Source organism: Ferrimonas lipolytica, from assembly GCF_012295575.1.
Lineage (GTDB): Bacteria > Pseudomonadota > Gammaproteobacteria > Enterobacterales > Shewanellaceae > Ferrimonas > Ferrimonas lipolytica.
Genome location: NZ_CP051180.1, coordinates 662,870 through 682,354, shown reverse-complemented (window position 1 = coordinate 682,354; position 19,485 = coordinate 662,870). Strand labels below are relative to the sequence as shown.

Sequence of the window (19,485 nt, the reverse complement as noted above, 5' to 3'; positions counted from 1 at the left end):
GAGCTAGCGGTGTAACGCCTCAACCGGCTTCAAGCGGCTGGCTTGCCAAGCGGGATACCAAGTCGCCACCAACGTAACTATGAAGGCCAACACTGTAACTAACAGTACGTCGCTTAACTGCAGTTGCGATGGCAGAAAATCAATAAAGTAAACGTCGCCAGATAAGATGGTAATTCCCATGGTCGATTCAATCCACCCCACCAGCTCAGACAATCGCCACGCCAGTAGCGAACCGATAGCGGCACCGAGCAAACAGCCAACCGCGCCAGTAACCGCCCCTTGCACCATAAAGCTGGTGAGGACACTGCTTTGGCTCATACCCATGGTTCTTAAGATAGCGATCTCAGCTTGTTTATCACGAACAGCCATCACCAGTGAGCAAATAATATTAAAACTGGCTACTGCAACCACTAATACCAACACAAGGTAGGTAAGCATTCGCACCAGCTGAATATCGCTGTAGAGATGGCCCTGAGTTCGGGTCCAATCCTCAAGCATCATATATTGCGATTGGCGAAAGCCAATGGTCCGAACTAAGCCCGGCGCATCAAACAGGTTAGAGACCTTAATGCGCACGCTGGTTGGTCCAGCAACTCCCATCACTTTGGCGGCAAAGTCGATATTGGTAAAGGCGATACTGTTATCGATTTCACCGCCCATCTTGAAAAGACCAGTAACCGTCAAAATCTGTCGTCGGGGAGCCTGACGCGCATCGGGCGCTGGAATCAGCAGACTGACTCGCTCGCCAACATCAACATTTAAGTGTTGTGCCAACGCTGCTCCCAACACCACGTTAGCTTGATTCTCTTGCAAGCTTTGCCACGCGGCAGCGTCGATAAACTGCGGCGCCGCAGACACTGTGCCCTCTTGCTCGATATCGATCCCTCGTAACGACACCGGCTTCATGCCATCGCCTCGCTGCAATAAGCCTTGAATCAATACCGCGGGTGCCGCTGCCTCAACGCCCGGTTCCGCTCGCGCTTCGGCCGCCAGCTTTTGCCAGTCATCCAAGGTGCCAGCAGCTGCCACAAACTCACCATGTGGAACAACCGCAAGTAACCGCTCTTTTAGCTCACGCTCAAAGCCATTCATGGCAGATAGCACCATAATTAGCACGGTTACCCCAAGGGTTATCCCAACAACCGACGACAGCGAAATAAACGACACAAAACCATTGTTATTGCGACCGCGCAAAAAACGCCAGCCAATTTGCAGCGCTAACCCCTTAGCCATGAGCAGTCTCCAAATGGCCCGCACGCATCTCTAGCTGTCGATCCAATTTGGCCGCTAAAGCACGATCGTGAGTAACCACTACAAAGGCGGTCCCCTGCTCCCGCGCTAACTCACGTAGCAACTCATATACCGATTCTGCGCTGGTTTCATCCAGATTACCGGTAGGCTCATCAGCCAGAACCAAGGCTGGTTGATTAACCAAAGCACGAGCAATGGCCACCCGTTGGCGCTCGCCACCGGACAGCTCACTTGGGCGATGACTCACTCGCTCTGCTAAACCAACCCGACCTAGCAACCGCTCTGCCTGTTGGTTTGCCTCATTGGAGGCTATGCCAGCGATCCGCATCGGCATCGCCACATTTTCAAGTGCAGTAAACTCAGGCAATAAGTGGTGGAACTGGTAGATAAAACCAAGCTGCTGATTACGCAGGGTGTTGCGTTCGCGCTCCGATAACTTAGCGATATCTCGCCCAGCAAACTGAATATGGCCTTCGCTGGGGGTATCAAGTGTGCCAAGCAGATGCAGCAAGGTACTTTTACCGGAGCCACTGCTACCAACAATTGCCACCAACTCACCAGCATTTATCGACAGTGACAAATCAGTAAGCACTCGGGTTTGCTGCTTACCCTCTTGGTATACCTTGCCCAAATGCTGGCACTGTAAAATTGGATCACTCATGACGTAAAACCTCCGCTGGATTGACGTGAGACGCCCGCCACGCGGGGTATATAGTTGCTAAATAGCTAAGTAGTAGTGCCCCAAGCACCACCAATATAACTTGTTGATAATCAATAAGTACTGGCAACGGCTGCCCCGGTGGGAGCAGCCAAATTCCCAGCATGCTGAGTAATGGCTGCATTTGCCAAGTAAGGAATAACCCAATCACTGCACCAATAACGGTACCTAATAAAGCACTGCTCATGCCCTGTACGGTAAACACCTGCATGATGTGATGGCGGCTAAACCCTTGGGTTTTCAATATCGCCATATCGGCGGTTTTGTCAGTCACCATCATTACCAAGGCGGAAACAATATTGAATGCGGCCACCGCAATAATCAGCCCCAATAACAGCGACATCATCCTTTTTTCCATCTTCACCGCCGCAAACAACTGGCCATACTGTTGCCGCCAGTCTTGCACCGTTAACTGCGGGTATTGCTGCTGCAACTGAGTGCTGAGCTCCGGTGCCGTGAAAGCATCATCAAGGTAAAGACGGCTTTGGTGAGATTGACGCAATAACCGTTTGGCATCATCGATGTGGATAAGCGCCATCGCCTGATCCACTTCAGCGCCAAGCTCGAAGATGCCGCTAACGGTAAATAAACGCTGGCCCGGCACTCGCCCCATCGGCGTGTATCGTGCCCCACCTGAAGTCATAATGCGTATGGTATCGCCGCTCCATACATTTAATTTACGGGCTAAGCCTGAGCCCAGTAAGACTTGATATTGGCCACTCACCAGATTGTTGAACTGGCCATGAACCATTGCAGCAGCAACCGGCGACACGGGTTGTTCCAATTCAGGGCTAATACCAATGACCTGCGCGCCAGACATCTGCCCGCCCTGACTGAGCAACGCTTCGCTCGCCAGCATAGGTACCTGCGCTTTTACCCCGTCAAAGGTTGACACGGTTGGAATTGTGTCGCCCTTCGCAGCAGTTAAGGTTATCTGCGGCACTGAACCTAAAATTTGACCTTTTAGCCGATCTTCGAGGCCGTTCATTACAGAACTAACCATAATCAACGCAGCAACACCAATAGTGATCCCCAATACGGAGAACAAAGTAATAAACGAAACGAAACGCGTGTCTTTGCGAGCACGCCAATAGCGCAACCCGATCATCAAGGGAGCAGGAGAAATCATAGGGTTAGGTTGGCTAAATCCATAAGTTCGCAGATAATAATGGCAAAACCATGTAACTAACAAGGACTGGCAATGTCAGCATCCGATGAATCCTTCTTCAGCGTCGCCAGTTCGTTCACAGTTCTGATTGATCAAATCAACCCAGATCAGCTTTGGTTGGACGAACAACAACTTATCACGCAGATGCCAACCGCCTTCCGATTAATGTCTCAGGTTACCGATTTAGAGCGTGAATGTTTACCGTTATTGCAAAATATGGAAAAGCACGCCAAAGGCTTAGCGCAATACCTTAAACTACAAGCAACAAAGATTGATTTGGTACTGCAACAACAACTTGCCCAAGATCCTAGTGCCGACTTTCGCTGCCAAGGGCAACGCTTTGGCGGCTCTGGCGTGTCGGTGTTAGCACCAACGACATTGGTGCAAGGCAGTGCGGTATCAATGCGGATCTTTATCGACGATGACAACCTAGCGGTATTCGCCCATGGCGAAGTGATGAACTGCAGCGACAGTGACGCTGGCGTCGTTGCCGACATCCAGTTCAGCAGCATTGTTGAAGCTGCACAAGAACAGCTGGTACGCGCCAGCTTACAAGTACAACAACGACAACTGCGGGCGCGTGCAGACAAACAACGGGGTAACTAACTTCGGTTAACGTTGCCAGCCATTGACTATTTTTAGCCCGGTAGCAGCAACGCTACCTACACGGAATTTCGTATGAGTCGCTTTTCTCCACTGCAACCGCCACAAGCCGGTGCAGGCAGCAAACTAAAATTAACTGGGTTAACTGGCTCGGCACTGAGTTTAAGTGCTGATCAGCTGATCCGCCAAAACAGCGACCAACTTACCCTGTTGATCACTGAAGACACCCCCACGGCGCTGCAGCTGGAGCAAGAGCTTAACTATTTAAGCCACGGCGACTACCCGGTATTGCTATTCCCTGATCGCGAAACCCTGCCCTACGATAGCTTTTCGCCCCACCAAGATATCATTTCACAACGTCTTGAAGCGTTGAATGCGCTGCCAAGCATGCGTAGCGGTTTGGTGATTTTACCGGTATCAACGGCCCTTAACCGCTTATGCCCAACGGATTTTGTGGCCGGTAACGTGCTGTCGTTCAAACAGGGACAGACCATCGACATCAACGCCTTGCGTTCTCAGCTGGCGCGGGCGGGCTACCATACCGTTGAGCAGGTTTACGAGCATGGCGAATTTACCGTCCGTGGCTCCATCATCGACCTATTCCCGATGGGGGCCGAACAACCATTGCGCTTAGACCTGTTTGATGACGAACTCGAGTCCATTCGCCCATTTGATATCGACAGCCAACGTTCTGCAGGTACCATCGAAGCAATATCGTTGTTACCTGCTCGGGAGTTCCCAACCAATCAAGCCGGAATAGATACCTTTCGCACCCAATACCGACAACGCTTTGAGCGCATAAGCAACGAACCGGAGTCGGTGTATCAACAGATCAGCAAAGGCATTCTTCCTGCTGGGGTTGAGTGTTATCTGCCGCTGTTCTTTGCCAACACTTCTACCGCCTTTGATTTCTTGCCAGAGCAGGTACAACTGCTGAGTGTTGGCGACATTCAACACGCTTGTGAGCGCTACCTAAAAGACGCCCACAATCGCTTCGACAACCAACGGGTTGATCCACTACGACCGTTATTGGCACCAGAGGAACTATTTCTGCGCAGCGAAGAGCTATTTGCTGCAATGAAACCTCATGGTCGAATTCAGCTGCAAGCCGGCACCAGTGAAATCGCCAAAGAGAAGCAAGCTCAATGTCAGCCATTAACTGGAATTGAGGCAAACCACCAGCTTAAACAGCCACTTACAAGCTTGTTAGAACAGCAGCAAGGCTGGCAACGCACCCTCTTCTCAGTGGAGTCGGAGGGGCGACGAGAAGCACTGTTTGAGTTGCTCCGCAGTACTGGCATCAAGCCGACTCGTTTTGACCATTGGCAGCAGTTTGTCAGCGCTGATGAAGCCGTAGGTGTTATCGTCAGCCCACTAGAAAACTCGGTGCTGCTCAACCAAGAAAAACTGGCGTTGATCTGTGAAGCGCAGCTGTTTGGCAACCGCGTCCGTCAGCGCAGTGGCCGGAAATCTCGGGGCGTCAGCTCCGATACTCTGGTTAAAAACCTAGCCGAACTAAAGATTGGTCAACCAGTGGTGCACCTAAAGCACGGTGTCGGCCGCTACCTAGGGCTCGAATTACTTGACGCTGGCGGCATGAGCGCTGAATTCCTAATGCTGGAATACGCCACCGGCAGTAAGCTCTACGTTCCGGTTAATGCGTTGCATCTGATCAGCCGCTACAGCGGTGCCGATGATGACAGCGCGCCACTCAACAAATTGGGCAGCGAAGCGTGGGAGAAAAACCGTCGCAAAGCCGCCGAGAAGGTTCGTGATGTCGCGGCCGAGTTGCTGGAAATCTATGCCCAACGGGAAGCCAAAAAAGGCTTCGCCTTTAAACTGGATAATGGCGAATACCTGCGGTTCAGCTCCGGTTTCCCATTTGAAGAAACCGAAGATCAAGCCAACGCCATTGATGCCGTTATCAGTGATATGCGCCAAGGCCAAGCGATGGACCGACTGGTTTGTGGTGACGTTGGTTTCGGAAAAACCGAAGTCGCAATGCGCGCCGCTTTTGTTGCCGTACACGGTGGCAAACAGGTAGCGGTGTTAGTACCCACTACATTGCTTGCGCAACAGCACTACGACAACTTTCGCGATCGCTTTGCCGACTGGCCAGTACAGATTGAGGTGATGTCGCGTTTCAAAACTGCCTCAGAACAAAAGAAAGCGATGCAGAACCTCGCCGACGGTAAGATTGATATCATCATTGGCACCCATAAGTTGTTGCAAAGCGACATCAAATTCCCAGATTTAGGGCTGCTGATTGTCGATGAAGAGCACCGCTTTGGGGTACGCCAAAAAGATCAAATTAAGGCGCTGCGAGCCGAGGTTGATATCCTCACTCTTACCGCCACCCCGATCCCGCGAACTCTCAATATGGCGATGTCGGGCATGCGAGATCTGTCGATAATCGCCACCCCACCGAAACGTCGATTATCGGTTAAGACATTTGTCCGCCCGTATGAGCCAGAGTTGATCCGCGAAGCACTGCTACGGGAGATCCTCCGTGGTGGCCAAGTCTATTACCTTCATAACAGCGTCGAAACCATTGAAGAGTGCGCCAAAGACCTTGCCGCATTAGTGCCAGAAGCTCGTATCGGCGTTGCCCATGGGCAGATGCGTGAACGTCAACTTGAGCAGATGATGAGCGAATTCCACCACGGTCGCTTCAACCTACTGGTGTGTACCACCATCATCGAAACCGGCATCGACATCCCCACTGCCAACACCATCCTCATCGAGCGTGCCGATAAGTTCGGTCTAGCGCAGTTACACCAACTCCGAGGCAGGGTAGGACGCTCTCATCACCAGGCCTATGCCTACTTGCTGACACCGTCAAAACGGCTTAGTAAAGATGCGCAGAAACGATTGGAAGCGATTGAGCAACTGGAAGACTTAGGGGCCGGGTTTATGCTGGCAACCCAGGATCTGGAGATCCGTGGTGCCGGTGAATTGCTGGGTGACGAACAAAGTGGCCACATCGCCAAGATCGGTTTTAGCATGTATATGGATATGCTCGAGCAAACTGTCGAGGCACTAAAAGCCGGCCAGCAACCGTCACTGGACTCGATTTTGGCCGACCAAACCGAACTCGAGCTTCGCCTACCGGCCTTACTGCCTGACGATTACATCCCTCACGTCAACACGCGTCTAGCGATCTACAAACAGATTGCATCGTGTAAAACCGAAAATGAGATCATCATGGCAAAGGTAGAGTTGGTCGACCGCTTTGGCCGTCTGCCTACTGCAACCGAAAACCTACTCAATACCGCTAAGATGAAGCTGCGCGCCAGCGCCCTAGGCATCCGCCGCATTGAAGCCAATGCCAAGTCCGGCAGCTTTGATTTCAGTGAACAAACGCCGATCGAAGCAACCACGTTAATTAAATTGCTGCAGTCGAATCCAACTACCCTTAAAATGGATGGTCCAACAAAGCTGCGATTTGTCCAAGAGATGGAAAACGCAGAAGAACGTTTCAACGCCATCGACCACTGGCTCAACTTAGTATCTGCGGATCTTAACTGATGAAATCATTGCTTGCCCACAGCGTAGCCGCCATCGCACTGCTCAGCAGTAGCTTTGCCTATGCCGAAGATCCAACCTGGTTCGAAGTGGAGATATTGGTATTTAGCCAAGATTCAACCACCAGCGAACAGTGGCCAGATAACCAAAAACCGTTCAAAACCAACGGTGCAATTGATCTATTTCAATCCATTCGCACGCCCGATTTATCGGCTCTGGAGTTGGCATTAAACGGCTGTGACAGCCAACAGTGGCAACTGGATCCACTTGGCTGTGAACTGCGGGAGCAGGAGTTAAAGCAACCAGCAGCTCCGGATTCGTTGGCCGCGTTGGTGGCCGCAGAGCATCTTGGCAACCCGGCAACTCAGGCGCCTTATTTGCTGACTGAAGATATGCTGCAATTTGTCGACCAAGCGACACAGCTGCGTCGCAGTGGTAGTAAGATCTTACTACACAGTGGCTGGCAGATGCCGGTTTACGGTAAGCGCAGCGCTAAGTCCTTCCGGATCTATGGTGGTAAAAACTATCAAGAGCAGTACCAAAACAACGGCAGTGTCGTTGTTGAAGAGGCCGAGCCGCTGTCAAACTTCAGTTGGCTAGCGCCACTGGAAAGCAACAACGATATGCCTATCTGGCAACTTGATGGCACGGTAAAGATCTACCTCAATCAATTCCTGTTCATTCAAACCCAGCTTGGGTTGAGAAAACCAAGTGAGCGCCCACTCGCGCCAGTGGAGCCTGAACCGGTAGTACAAAACTTGGGGGAAACTAACCAAGGGGTACAGATTTTTGCTATTGATGATCAACCGCTGGCAACAGATGCGATCGAGATGGAGCCTTATCTAGCCACCATCGGCATGAACCAAGCTCGCCGTGTTCGCAGCCGAGAGATCCACTATTTTGATCACCCAGAGATGGGGATGGTGATGCAGATTCGTCGAATGGAGCAGCCGCAGTTAGCCGAACTACCTCAGCAAGATACAGGTACGGCCACAACCACTACCCTTCGCTAATCTCAAAGTCGAGATAGAGATCGCTACCGTCATAGTCACTCACTAAGACATCATTGACGGTAGCGTGCTCTGGCCCACTGTTAGCCCAATCTAATAGCGCCTCAACCGCCAGATCGCCACCTTGGGCGAGGATTTCAACCGAGCCATCACTGAGGTTACGCACATAGCCCGTCACCCCTAACGAGCGAGCCTGTTGCATTGTGCTTGCGCGAAACCAAACCCCCTGTACCCTTCCAGATACCTTGGCGACTACTTGTTTCATCTAAACGCTCCCCTGTTGACTCAGTTAGGCAGATCACAGCCGCCTTGCTCTACTAGTTACTAGTCTAGTAAACCGCGGCCATTAGCCACAAAAATGTATCGGCGGTGTGCTAAAAGCAGCGGCACTGCCAAGGTGAAGTAATGCCACCTGTTATCGCAGTTCACTTACAACAAACCTCAGTAGCTAACTGACAACACAACCAAAAAAAGCGCTGTCTAAGTTAAATGTTGAGGCTTATATCAAGCCTTGGGCTGTGCCGATTGCGGTGCTTTAGGGTGGGGTATGTCGCAGTGGCGACGGCACATTCTTGTATGCATTAGGGGGGAGGATGTCGCGGTGGCTACGGCACCCAAAGGGGAGCTCCGCCCCCTTTGCCTTAGGTCGCAGAAGATTAACGGCGGTAGTGCTTAACCCGTTGGATCAAAACTTGCTCAGCCGGTGCTTTAACTGCATAGGAAAGGACAACACTTAGTTGGTACACAGCCAAAAAAAACGCCACAGCAGTGACGTTTTACTTAGCAGGGGTCGAATTGTTACTGGGTTAGAACTGGTAGCTCAACTTAATCCAGCCGGTGCGACCAGGTTCATTGACTTGCTCAGTACGTTCGTTGATTGGCAGCGCGTCGTTGCCAGCACCACTCTTAGCAATGTGTTCTGCGTAGGTTTTATCAAGCAGGTTGTCGATGCCAAAGCTCACGCTGACTGCATCGGAGTGATCCCAAGCCCCATTAAGCGATAACACCCCAAAACCCGCGGTTTCACCGAGGTCTTGGCCAACGATATTGCCTTGCCCTTCGGCAACACGGTCTTGTTTATCAACAAGGCGCCACAGGGCACCAAACGACCACGCTTCAGCTTGGTAGTTAACCGCTAAACGCCCTTCCAACGGTGATACTTGCCCCAGTGCTACGTCATCGCTGTCATTGTCACCGTGGCTGTAAGCAACCGTTGTTACCGCACTCCAGTGGTCACTGAAGTTGTATTTTGCCGAGGCTTCACCACCATATAATGTGGCATCAACATTACGGGCGTTCGGAGCTGAGTTGGTATCAATCAAGATATAATCTTGCAGATCAGCGTAGAACAGCGAAGCGGTTAGCTCAATTGGGCCACTGTAGATCCAACCGATATCAAGTTGATTGGTCTTTTCGGTATCCAGTTCGAGCTTTTTGCCGAACTTCATCGTTTCCCAATAATCGGCGATACGCTCAGAGTGGCCAAGACCGACGTAATACTGGTGCACACCAATATCATATTGGTAACGCACAAAACCGCTAAACAGGTCATCGTTGTTATCGGTGTCTTTATCGCCGCCGGCCCAAGTGCCATGAAGCTCAGTTTGCCACTGGTCATAGCGCAAACCGGTAAACAGGCTGCCGTTGCCTATGCCGTTTTCTGATTCGATAAAGATGCCGATATTCTCTTGCGAGAACACGTCTTTATAAGCCGCTGCTGCTAACTCATTGAGCGAGCTACCACTGCGCATATCTTGAGTTGAGTTAATGAAATCAACGCCTATAGTGGCCTGCCAGTTGAGGTTCAGTTCAAGCTCGACCCACAGATGCGCGCCGTAAGTAGTACGACGAGGGTTCACCCCCGAGGCGTCGTCACCACCGGTATCAAAGGTATCCATGATGTGGTCGTTTTCATTCCAATAACCTAGGAACTCAAGCCCGCGCAAGAATTGGTGGTCAATATCGGTTTTCGCCAACAGTGACCAGTTTTCATTATCAATAACTCGCGCTTTGTTAGCACGATCGGCGTATTCCGCTTCACCGCTGGACTCGCCATAATTTAGCTCAACTACGCTCGCTTCGGTTGGGGTCCAACCGATAGCGGCATTAAGATTATCGCGGTCATAACGGGATTGGATCTCATTACCATCGCCATCTTCAAAATTGTCGCTTTCTGAGCCGTTGAGATCCAAACTCCAGTAATGCTGCTGATCGCCAACCTTCAGCTCAGTAACGTAGTCAAGACGGTCGTTGCTACCGACGGTCATTGAGGCGCGGCCTTCCACTCCCTGCTCATCCATACCAAAGTGATCACGCTCAAACAACACTGTACCGGCGCTGCCAACTGGGCCGTACTTAACGGTTTGCGGCCCTTTAATTACGGTTACCTGTTCATAAGTTTCTGGCGCAATATAGTTAGTCGGTGGATCCATACGACCACCACAGGTGCCGCCCATCTGCTGACCGTCGTTAATAACACTGATGCGTGAGCCAGCCATACCGCGCAAGCTGATGTCACCACCGGCACCGCCTTTACGAGTTACGTTAAAACCTGGAATGGTTTTTAAAAAGCCGGAGCCGTCAAAGGTTGGGATCGGCTGCCGTGGTAATTTGGGATCGGCCACGGTGGTCAATGCTCGATCCATGGTATCGGCCACAACTACCATGGTTTCATCGCAACTACGATCACCACAACCTTCCGTTGCCAAGGCTTGTGGTGCCCACATAGCGCATTGCACTGCCGCAGCCATTGTCATCAGTTTTACGTTCATCATCAGGAGGTCTATCCATGTAAATCAACCAAGTAATTGCAGTTATACGGATTTTCGTGACTCGCCCCAGCAAAACCTAAACAACTGCGACAATCGGTCGCAGCTAACCCTTTGCAAGTCACATTGCTTGCAGTAAAGTGCGCGTTCTTTCACCGTTAGGGACAACTTATGGAACTGTCATTTCGTCATCTCAGTCAATCGCTTGCGGCGGCAAGTAGTTGTCATAAGTTGCTGTTTTTTAGGTCAATTTGGTTACCCGTTATTGGCCTGATTTTATTACTGTTACCACTATGGCAAGGCTATGGCGGTATCGGTGAAAGCAGAGCCGTTATTATCACCAGTGGCTTAGCAATTCACGTTATCAGCATGGCGCTGTTGTGGCAGCGAACTCAGCTTGGGCTCAGAACCCAGATGATTCAGATCATGCTTGATCTGGTTATACTCACCGCGCTTTTAGCCTATTCTGGTGGCGCCACCAACGCCTTTGTCTCAGTGCTGCTAGTGCCGGTAGTTTTCGCCGGTGTATGCTTACAACTGGGGCACCTGTTTATCGTCACCATGTCTGCCATCGGCGCATACAGTTTGTTGGTATACAACATGCCTAAGATGATGGTCATGCACGAAATGGACATGACTGAGCACTACCTCGGTATGTGGGTAAGTTTCCTCCTTTCCGCCGTTGTCGTCAGTGTTGTGGTGGGAACCATGGCGAAGATGATCGTCACCCGCGAACGTCACCTTGCCCAAAGTCGGGAGATGCAGCTACGCCAGGAACAGTTATTGGCTCTGGGCACAGCCTCAGCTCAGGTAACCCACAACTTGGCAACGCCACTTAGTACCATTCAATTGTTATTTGAAGAGCTGCAAGAGGAATACCCAGACAGTCCGGCGGTAAAGGAGTTAGCTGAACCGATCAAGCACTGTGGCCAACATCTCGATTACTTCCGCCAGCTGGCGACAGACGTGCGTAATAATGAGCAGCGTTGGACCGAGACAAGCCAGTTGCAACAGCAGCTTAGCGCCATCATCAACTTGCAATTTCCAGCCCAACAACAGCTTTGGTTGAACGCACCACCAGCAGGCCAGATCAAAACCGATGCAATGCTGTTGCCGGCATTGCTTAATCTGGCACAAAACGCGGTCAGTGCTAATGAGCAACAGCATCAGAACCAACTGACAATGCAGTGGCATGTAAGTAGTAACGAAGAGGTCTGTCTATCCATCGCCGATCGCGGCAATGGCATCGATCAGCAACGTTTACAGGCACTAGGGCAAAGCTTGGTCGACAACCCTCAGGGCTTGGGGATGGCAGTCATGCTCAGCAATGCCAGTATTGAGCGTTTGGGAGGCCATTTACAGCTGAGCAACAATAGCGACCAAGGCGCCATTGCTACCGTAACTCTCCCCTATCGGAGTCGCCAATGAAGCTACTAATTATCGAAGATGATGTTGCCTTTGCCGGCACGCTAGCCCGACGACTCAGCAAACAAGGGTTTGACTGTGTCCAGGTACATCAAGTGTGTGATGTGTTGCTGCAGGCACGGCAAACGCAGCCAAGTCACATATTGCTGGATCTGAACCTAGCTGGTTGCAGTGGTTTAGAACTCATTCAACCACTGCGCAGCGCCTTGCCGTCAGTGCGCTTAGTGTTGCTAACTGGCTTTGCCAGCATCAGCAGCGCCGTCGAAGCGATGCGCCGCGGTGCTGATGACTACTTGGCCAAACCCGCGGACACCAAGTCATTACTGAAAGCGTTGCATGGTAATGTCGCTGAGGTCGAGCAACTCGACGAAGAAGTAATGTCGCCAGAACGGTTGGAGTGGGAACACCTCCATCAGGTGCTTGCAGTCAACGATGGTAATGTTTCCGCCACCGCACGGCAGCTTGGCATGCACCGTCGTACCCTGCAAAGGAAGCTACAGAAACGACCCGTAGGTGCCTAATGCGAGCGTAGCGGTTGAGCCGTTTACGCTCACAGCTACGCTCGCTATTCGACCTATTTTACTCGACCAGTAAACAAACCATTGCCGATGGGCCAAAACCTGAATGAGCCTAATTCCTGATAAGAAGCCACCGTTGCAAAGCGCGGTTAACCGGCAAACATCAATTTAAACTTGTATTGTGCTGATACCAAAATACAGTAACGCCATACCAATAATTACCGATACCGTTCCTGTAACCACAGAGCTCCCCTTGGCCCTATTCGTTGCCCACTGTACTTTTTGTCGTTATCTTTCATCTATGCAAGACAACAATAGCCATAACGATAACCAAATACGATTACATCACTAACGGTCCGCCTTAAAGCGGCTTAGCCTGCCATCACTATTTTACCAACGCTTACCTTAACTCCCTCCTTGCTCTAGCGACTCACAAATTTGTCTAACTAAACAAATAGTTTGCTGTTAGCATGAGCGCCGCTATAACACTAAATTAACAACGACTCTTTGCTATTTAACCAAGGAATCTACTATGCGTTTGCTTATCTGCTCACTGCTGTTGCTGCTGAGCCCGTTGGCCTTGTCCAATACCTTTACCTTCACCGCTATTCCCGACCAAGATGAGAGTAATCTCCGCAGCCGCTTTGATCAGGTCGCTGTCTATCTATCCAATGAACTTGGGGTCGAGGTCAAATACGTCCCAGTGAAATCCTACGCTGCTGCCATTACTGCCTTTCGCAACAACCAAGTACAACTAGCGTGGTTTGGCGGTCTATCTGGAGTGCAGGCACGACAGCGAGTCAAAGGCAGCAACGCCATTGCTCAGGGTTTTGAAGATCAGTTTTTCAAAAGCTATTTTATCGCCCATAGCAGTACTGGTTTAACCGCCGCAGATAACCTTCCAGCAGCGCTAAAAGACAAAACCTTCACTTTTGGATCTAAAGGATCAACCTCCGGTCGATTAATGCCGGAATATTACCTGCGTCAGCAATTTGAGCAGGCACCACAACAGCTGTTCAGCAAGGTTGGCTTTAGTGGTGATCACAATCGCACCATCGAGTTGGTGCAAGCTGGCAGTTACCAGATAGGTGCAGTTAACTATAAGGTGTGGGAAAGCGCCTTAGCCGCCGGCAAAATCGATTCCAGCAAGGTTAGTGTGATTTGGGAAACCCCTGCGTTTACCGACTATCAATGGACCATTCGCGGCGACATTAACAGCCGTTTCGGCGCTGACTTTAGCAGTAAGGTTCAACAAGCATTGCTGAATATTGATGATCCCAAACTGCTGCAGGCGTTTCCTCGCAGCAAGTTCATCGCTGCGAATAATGACGATTACCAAGCGATTAAAGCAACGGCGCAAGCAATTGGTTTGATTGACTGATGGCTAACGATGCCCCAGTGGCACTGAGGCTGCATCAGGTAAGCGTTACTCGAGGTCAGCAAACCATCCTCAAAGAGGTTAGTTTACGGATCCCCGAGGGCCAAGCCGTTGCCATTATCGGCCCCAGCGGGGCCGGTAAATCAACCCTACTTGAACAGCTGCGCCTGCATCATGCTGAGCAGGTAAGTTGGTGCCCACAAGCACCAGGGTTAGTGCCAATGCTAAACCTTTATAACAACGTTTATATGGGGCGACTTCACCAACGTACAACCTTAGCTAACATTGCTAACCTTATCTGTCCTAAGCGCCAAGATGTTGAGGAGATAGCTGTGCTAGCAACCTCTTTAGGCCTGTTAAACGGTGATCCTAAGCGCCTGTATCAATCGGCAGAACGCTTCTCCGGTGGCGAACAACAACGGATAAGCCTCGCCCGTGCTCTGTACCAACAACGGTCAATCTTTATTGGTGACGAGCCGGTGTCCGCTATTGATGAACTGCACGCAATAACGGTGTTACAGCAGATCAAAGCTGCCCATCGCACCATGGTGGTGGCACTGCACGATGTTGAACTGGCGCTTGGTTGTTGCGAGCGCATCATCGCCCTCAACAATGGTCGTATCGTACTGGATCAGCTCAGCAGCGAAATCAGTCGCAACCAGCTGTTGGCGCTCTATCCTCATGAACAGTACTAGCCGCAGCATTCAATTCCGCACCGTATCACTGCTTATCGCCATCAGCGCCCTGCTGTGTTTGCCCTTTGCCGATCTAGCGACCACTCAGCTATCTCCATGGACAGCGTTGGAACGGATGGCCACCGGTGCAGTTACCCCGGATTTCGGCGCTACCGAATACCTATGGCAAGCGCTGCTTCATACGGTCGCTTTTGCGTTACAAGGGATCAGTTTGGCCGCAGTAACCGGCTTTACCTGCGCCCTATTCTACCAACATCGCAGTGTACGCATGGTGGCGGCAGTTATTCGTTCGGTACACGAACTGTTTTGGGCGCTGATCTTTTTACAGCTGTTTGGCCTATCTTCGCTTACTGCAGTACTCGCCCTCTGGATCCCCTATAGTGGGATCTTTACCAAGGTGTTTGGGGAGATCCTTGAAGAGATTGATAAGGCAGCATTAGCTGCTCTACCAAAGAGCTCCAATCAACGTCTTAGCCAGCGGCTATACGCTGAGCTCCCCATCGCTTGGCCTCATATTGTAAGCTACGCACGTTACCGTTTTGAATGCGGCATGCGTAGTTCAATCGTACTCGGTTTTGTCGGTTTACCCACCTTAGGATTTCACCTAGAAAGCGCCTTTCGGCAAGGTGACTACAGTGAGGCCGCAGCATTGCTGTACCTATTTTATCTATTGATAGCCACCATGCGCTGGTGGTTTCGTGGCGCCCTTATTCCACTCTATTTAGCGGTATCGCTGGTGACGCTAACGCCCACGGCCAGCGTCGACTGGAGCCTAGTTTGGGAGTTCATCAGCTACGACATCGTTCCGGCACCGCTGCGGGGTGAAGGCTTCAGTTGGCAATCACTGGGACAGCTGCAGTCATGGTTGTCGCTACTATGGCAACAACAGATCCTGCCGGGCAGCATCGATACCCTGCTACTCAGTCAACTAGCATTGCTTGCGACCGCAATGTTGGCGTTACTGTGGTTTCCACTGCGCAACTATCTGTTATTTAGCGCCATGAGTCGGGTGTTAGGGAACCTATTTCTAATCATTACCCGTTCCACCCCTGAGTTTGTATTGGCTTTTGTAGCATTGTTGTTGCTTGGGCCGAGCCTACTGCCTGCCATCATCGCTTTGGCATTACACAACGGCGCCATCATTGCTCACCTTTGTGGTGGCTACAGCAACAACCTACTGTTTCGCACTGACGACAAACCGACACCATTTAGTCGCCTCAGTTTCTACCTGTATCAACTGTTACCGCGGATCTACCCTCAGTTCATCACCTGGTTACTGTACCGCTGGGAGATCATTCAGCGAGAGACCGCCATTTTGGGATTCCTAGGGATCACCACACTAGGCTTTTATGTTGACTCGGCTTTTGAGGAGTTGCGCTTTGATCGAGCATTGGTGCTGATTATCGCCTGCGCCCTGCTTAATTTGATGATTGATACTATTGCGCGAACGTTGAGGCGGCGCCTGCAAGCGCCAGTGCAACTGAGTTGCCGCGACGCTTGAACTGGCGGGTTAAATACTGAAGGCGTTATCGTGCTTGTTGCGGGAAGACCCAACGTTCGCTAATAACATAATTGCTCACCATACCGGTAAGTACTCCCGCCACTAATGCCACTTGTAGCGCCCACCAAGATTGTCCAAGTAGTAACGTGAGGCCGTTAAACATTGCCAGATTAGGCACCGCTGAGGTGATTGCCATTAAGCCATAACGGCCGAGTTGGCGCAGTTTCGGTTGCGCTGGCCGATTGCTGAAAGTGAAGCTACGATTGCCGCACCAAGTAGTGGCTGCAGCAACAGCAAAGGCAATGAGCCTCGCTGCCCGTGGTTCAGCGTCGAGTAGCAGTAAGCTATTAAATAGTAACCAATCGACGCCAAAACCAAGCGCACCTACCAATGCAAAGGTCAGCACCGAGCTCATTGTTGCGGCGCCTTGTTATCACAATGGTAAAGCGCTCGTTTATCGTTCTCATCAACGAACTCACAGTATCGTTGCAGTGGTTGTGGTACCCCGCGCTTAGCATTAACTACAACGGCATAAGGCATGGCATTAGTTGCTTGCTGTACTAACTCATCCCGTTCGATTTTCAGGGCCCGACCGTCACTATAAAATCGACCGGAGAAGGTAGATTTGTCGATGTAATAAACTGGTGTTTGTACCTCAACATTAGCCAGCAATAGCTTATCACTCCGGTCTTTACCGACACTAGCGGCAACAACAATGATGGCGATAAGCAGCAGTAGCGGCGTAACCATACTTAACTTGCCCAGCCAACGCAGATCTTGCTCTTGCACGCCAGCAGTTACCAGCAGTGCCAAAGCCGGGATCCCTGGTAACACGTATGCCGGTAAAATATTGCCTGCAAAGGTGAACAACACTAGTGGCGCCAGCATCCAACACAGCAGGAATGCTTGTGCCTGACTAAAGCGGCGCTGGCCCTGCTTCAGCGCTCGAATGCCAAACCACAGCAGTACTGGTGTCCATGGCATTGCTGCACCAGCAAAGAATAACCAGATCATGCCTCGAGGTTGGTCATGGGCTTTGCCATAAAGATCCCCTGCCCAGCCAGCATCAACAAAACGAAAGAAATGTTCACCCAGCAAGAAATACTCGAGAAACCCCGGGGTGGCCAATTCAGCCATAATGTACCAAGGCGCAACGATAACCAGCATCAGCGACAAACCGCTCACTATTGGGTGGCGGAGCCATAACTGCTTAAAGCCGTTAATTGGCCCAACCTGCCACAGCAACCACGGTACAATCGCTAAGCCAAATAACACAATCACTACAGGGCCTTTGGCCAACAGGCCAATAGCCAAACCAACAAAGGCAGCGTAACTCCAACTGCGACTATGTGGCTGTTGCTGCCAACCGATATAGAAGCCGACCATAGCTAAGGTCATCCCCAAGGTTAACAACATGTCAGTCATTACTGCGCCGGCAGCGAGGCTGAACACCAGTGTGGTTGCTAACACCAACCCCGTCATCAGCGGATTTAATTTAAGCTGCCGCGCCAACAGCATCACTAAACCAAGCACCAATAGCCCAGCGATGAAATGAGGTACTCGCACCGCAAATTCGCTCAGCCCAAACAGCTCTATACCAACTGCACTGGCCCAAGTATGCAGTGGCGGCTTACCCCAGAACGGAATGCCATAATCAAACATTGGCGTTAACCAGTTACCAGTTTCAGCCATGATCCGCGCCATATTGCCGTAGCGGGCTTCCGTAGTGTCCATCAATGGATACAGTGGCAAGCTCAACAAACGGGCAGCCAGTGCCACGACTATCAATAGACCAAACTTACTCCAAATCGACTTCACTGATTTTGCTCCACCAATTGCGACGCCTTTCGCTGCTCGAGCTGCTTAACCAAATAGGTTGGCCGTCCTTTCACTTCAACAAACACTCGGCCAAGGTATTCACCTAAGATGCCGATAGCCAATAACTGCAAACCACCTAACGCCAAAATAGCAATCATAATGGTTGGGTAGCCTTGCATTGGCTCTCCCCACAAGACGGTCTTAATCATGATCCAAGCGCCAAACGTCAGTGCCCATCCCGCACACAATGACCCCACAACAGTGGCCAAACGGAGCGGTTTAATACTAAAAGAGGTGATGCCGTCGATAGCCAAGCCAACCAATTTGAAATAGTTCCACTTAGTGTCACCCGCCGCTCGAGGCTCACGATCAAATGGCAGGGTGGTTTGCTCAAACCCCGGCCAGTTAAGCAGTCCTTTCATGTACCGGTTTCGCTCTGGCAGTTCATTAATGTGATCAACCACCTCACGACTCAGTAAGCGAAAGTCACCAACATTTTCCGGAATAGCGTGATCAGACATGATGTTAAGTAATCGATAAAAACAGGCAGCACTGGTGCGCTTAATCCAGCTTTCACCCAAACGCTGGCGACGTTGCATATTGACGATATCAAAGCCTTTCCGCCATGCAGATACCATTGCTGGGATCAACTCCGGCGGATCTTGTAAGTCAGCATCAAGCAGGATCACCGCTAGGCCTTTCGCATGCTGAAGGCCAGCGCTAGTGGCCGCTTCTTTACCAAAGTTACGGCTTAAACTCACCACAGTGACGTCGGAAGTGCCGCCATCAAACTGGTGTGCCAATACCAAGCTATTGTCGTTACTTCCATCATCAACAAAAACGATTTCAACCCGCTCCGGCATGCGGTCTAACACCGTAATTAGGCGCTGTTGTAGCACCGGCATAACCTCCGCTTCGTTATAGATTGGGATTACGATGGACAACGAGATCGCTTTCGGCGGATCACTAGGAATCATCTTGAATGCCAGCATGCGGGGGTCTGCCTTATGGGTTAGTCGGTTACTATTGGCCCCATTATTCATACTCGATGTGAAAGCAATGTCCTTCACGTTTTCTTCACACTCAAACTCCCACTGCGGTAACAGT

16 protein-coding genes are annotated in these 19,485 nt (G+C 51.0%); 8 read left to right on the top strand and 8 right to left on the bottom strand.

The window, feature by feature from the left end:
* Window positions 1-3: 3 nt before the first annotated feature.
* Genes HER31_RS03245 through HER31_RS03235 form a run of 3 tightly spaced genes read right to left on the bottom strand, consistent with a single transcriptional unit; the run spans window position 4 to window position 3,098 of the window.
* On the bottom strand, window positions 4-1,233 hold the full coding sequence (locus HER31_RS03245; protein ID WP_168659244.1) for a lipoprotein-releasing ABC transporter permease subunit: 1,230 nt from the start codon (window positions 1,231-1,233) through the stop codon (window positions 4-6).
* Entirely contained in the window at window positions 1,226-1,912 is a 687-nt protein-coding gene (gene lolD, locus HER31_RS03240; RefSeq protein ID WP_168659243.1) for a lipoprotein-releasing ABC transporter ATP-binding protein LolD, read from the bottom strand. The genes HER31_RS03245 and lolD overlap by 8 nt, the downstream gene beginning before the upstream one ends.
* Entirely contained in the window at window positions 1,905-3,098 is a 1,194-nt protein-coding gene (locus HER31_RS03235; protein ID WP_168659242.1) for a lipoprotein-releasing ABC transporter permease subunit, read from the bottom strand. Before HER31_RS03235 ends, lolD begins: the two co-directional genes overlap by 8 nt.
* Before the next feature lie 72 nt (window positions 3,099-3,170).
* On the opposite strand from HER31_RS03235, the gene HER31_RS03230 reads away from it, so the two are divergent.
* From HER31_RS03230 to HER31_RS03220, 3 genes are all read left to right on the top strand, one after another.
* A complete protein-coding gene (locus HER31_RS03230) occupies window positions 3,171-3,743 on the top strand; it encodes a hypothetical protein (RefSeq protein ID WP_168659241.1) in 573 nt (190 codons plus the stop codon).
* Between the two features lie 72 nt (window positions 3,744-3,815).
* Window positions 3,816-7,268 carry a transcription-repair coupling factor gene (gene mfd / locus HER31_RS03225; RefSeq protein WP_168659240.1) on the top strand — a complete coding sequence of 1,151 codons (3,453 nt, stop codon included), beginning with the start codon at window positions 3,816-3,818 and terminating at the stop codon, window positions 7,266-7,268.
* Window positions 7,268-8,278 carry a CsiV family protein gene (locus HER31_RS03220; protein ID WP_168659239.1) on the top strand — a complete coding sequence of 337 codons (1,011 nt, stop codon included), beginning with the start codon at window positions 7,268-7,270 and terminating at the stop codon, window positions 8,276-8,278. The genes mfd and HER31_RS03220 overlap by 1 nt, the downstream gene beginning before the upstream one ends.
* Here HER31_RS03220 and HER31_RS03215 read toward each other — a convergent pair.
* On the bottom strand, window positions 8,265-8,540 hold the full coding sequence (locus HER31_RS03215) for an acylphosphatase (RefSeq protein ID WP_168659238.1): 276 nt from the start codon (window positions 8,538-8,540) through the stop codon (window positions 8,265-8,267). The two genes, HER31_RS03220 and HER31_RS03215, sit on opposite strands and share 14 nt — an antisense overlap.
* A 541-nt stretch (window positions 8,541-9,081) precedes the next feature.
* Complete coding sequence (locus HER31_RS03210) at window positions 9,082-11,049, bottom strand: TonB-dependent copper receptor (RefSeq protein ID WP_202983597.1); 1,968 nt, start codon at window positions 11,047-11,049, stop codon at window positions 9,082-9,084.
* A gap of 165 nt (window positions 11,050-11,214) precedes the next feature.
* On the opposite strand from HER31_RS03210, the gene HER31_RS03205 reads away from it, so the two are divergent.
* The 5 genes from HER31_RS03205 to HER31_RS03185 all read left to right on the top strand — a co-directional run bounded on the left by HER31_RS03205 (window position 11,215) and on the right by HER31_RS03185 (window position 16,560).
* The gene (locus tag HER31_RS03205) at window positions 11,215-12,471 is read left to right on the top strand and encodes an ATP-binding protein (protein ID WP_168659237.1); all 1,257 of its coding nucleotides are present in this window, start codon (window positions 11,215-11,217) and stop codon (window positions 12,469-12,471) included.
* Entirely contained in the window at window positions 12,468-12,989 is a 522-nt protein-coding gene (locus HER31_RS03200) for a response regulator transcription factor (RefSeq protein WP_168659236.1), read from the top strand. Before HER31_RS03205 ends, HER31_RS03200 begins: the two co-directional genes overlap by 4 nt.
* Before the next feature lie 529 nt (window positions 12,990-13,518).
* Window positions 13,519-14,367, top strand: coding sequence for a putative selenate ABC transporter substrate-binding protein (locus HER31_RS03195; RefSeq protein ID WP_168659235.1), 849 nt, complete (start codon window positions 13,519-13,521; stop codon window positions 14,365-14,367).
* The gene (locus HER31_RS03190; RefSeq protein ID WP_168659234.1) at window positions 14,367-15,059 is read left to right on the top strand and encodes an ATP-binding cassette domain-containing protein; all 693 of its coding nucleotides are present in this window, start codon (window positions 14,367-14,369) and stop codon (window positions 15,057-15,059) included. Before HER31_RS03195 ends, HER31_RS03190 begins: the two co-directional genes overlap by 1 nt.
* On the top strand, window positions 15,046-16,560 hold the full coding sequence (locus HER31_RS03185; RefSeq protein ID WP_168659233.1) for a PhnE/PtxC family ABC transporter permease: 1,515 nt from the start codon (window positions 15,046-15,048) through the stop codon (window positions 16,558-16,560). The genes HER31_RS03190 and HER31_RS03185 overlap by 14 nt, the downstream gene beginning before the upstream one ends.
* Window positions 16,561-16,585: 25 nt before the next feature.
* On the opposite strand, the gene HER31_RS03180 is transcribed toward HER31_RS03185, so the two are convergent.
* The 3 genes from HER31_RS03180 to HER31_RS03170 are packed head-to-tail and all read right to left on the bottom strand — an operon-like array spanning window position 16,586 to window position 19,370.
* Window positions 16,586-16,975, bottom strand: coding sequence for a GtrA family protein (locus tag HER31_RS03180; protein ID WP_168659232.1), 390 nt, complete (start codon window positions 16,973-16,975; stop codon window positions 16,586-16,588).
* Window positions 16,972-18,378 (bottom strand): ArnT family glycosyltransferase, encoded by a 1,407-nt coding sequence (locus HER31_RS03175; RefSeq protein ID WP_238786885.1) that lies wholly within the window; start codon window positions 18,376-18,378, stop codon window positions 16,972-16,974. Before HER31_RS03175 ends, HER31_RS03180 begins: the two co-directional genes overlap by 4 nt.
* On the bottom strand, window positions 18,375-19,370 hold the full coding sequence (locus HER31_RS03170; protein WP_168659231.1) for a glycosyltransferase family 2 protein: 996 nt from the start codon (window positions 19,368-19,370) through the stop codon (window positions 18,375-18,377). The genes HER31_RS03175 and HER31_RS03170 overlap by 4 nt, the downstream gene beginning before the upstream one ends.
* Window positions 19,371-19,485: the final 115 nt, after the last annotated feature.

What these genes read in the sequence shown, in the direction of transcription:
- HER31_RS03195 (WP_168659235.1), top strand. Translation starts at nt 13,519, where the DNA reads ATGCGTTTGCTTATCTGCTCACTGCTGTTGCTGCTGAGCCCGTTGGCC.
- HER31_RS03200 (WP_168659236.1), top strand. Translation starts at nt 12,468, where the DNA reads ATGAAGCTACTAATTATCGAAGATGATGTTGCCTTTGCCGGCACGCTA.
- HER31_RS03180 (WP_168659232.1), bottom strand. Translation starts at nt 16,975, where the DNA reads ATGAGCTCGGTGCTGACCTTTGCATTGGTAGGTGCGCTTGGTTTTGGC.
- HER31_RS03235 (WP_168659242.1), bottom strand. Translation starts at nt 3,098, where the DNA reads ATGATTTCTCCTGCTCCCTTGATGATCGGGTTGCGCTATTGGCGTGCT.
- HER31_RS03220 (WP_168659239.1), top strand. Translation starts at nt 7,268, where the DNA reads ATGAAATCATTGCTTGCCCACAGCGTAGCCGCCATCGCACTGCTCAGC.
- HER31_RS03190 (WP_168659234.1), top strand. Translation starts at nt 14,367, where the DNA reads ATGGCTAACGATGCCCCAGTGGCACTGAGGCTGCATCAGGTAAGCGTT.
- HER31_RS03210 (WP_202983597.1), bottom strand. Translation starts at nt 11,049, where the DNA reads ATGATGAACGTAAAACTGATGACAATGGCTGCGGCAGTGCAATGCGCT.
- mfd (WP_168659240.1), top strand. Translation starts at nt 3,816, where the DNA reads ATGAGTCGCTTTTCTCCACTGCAACCGCCACAAGCCGGTGCAGGCAGC.
- HER31_RS03205 (WP_168659237.1), top strand. Translation starts at nt 11,215, where the DNA reads ATGGAACTGTCATTTCGTCATCTCAGTCAATCGCTTGCGGCGGCAAGT.
- HER31_RS03185 (WP_168659233.1), top strand. Translation starts at nt 15,046, where the DNA reads ATGAACAGTACTAGCCGCAGCATTCAATTCCGCACCGTATCACTGCTT.
- HER31_RS03245 (WP_168659244.1), bottom strand. Translation starts at nt 1,233, where the DNA reads ATGGCTAAGGGGTTAGCGCTGCAAATTGGCTGGCGTTTTTTGCGCGGT.
- HER31_RS03215 (WP_168659238.1), bottom strand. Translation starts at nt 8,540, where the DNA reads ATGAAACAAGTAGTCGCCAAGGTATCTGGAAGGGTACAGGGGGTTTGG.
- HER31_RS03230 (WP_168659241.1), top strand. Translation starts at nt 3,171, where the DNA reads ATGTCAGCATCCGATGAATCCTTCTTCAGCGTCGCCAGTTCGTTCACA.
- lolD (WP_168659243.1), bottom strand. Translation starts at nt 1,912, where the DNA reads ATGAGTGATCCAATTTTACAGTGCCAGCATTTGGGCAAGGTATACCAA.
- HER31_RS03170 (WP_168659231.1), bottom strand. Translation starts at nt 19,370, where the DNA reads ATGCTGGCATTCAAGATGATTCCTAGTGATCCGCCGAAAGCGATCTCG.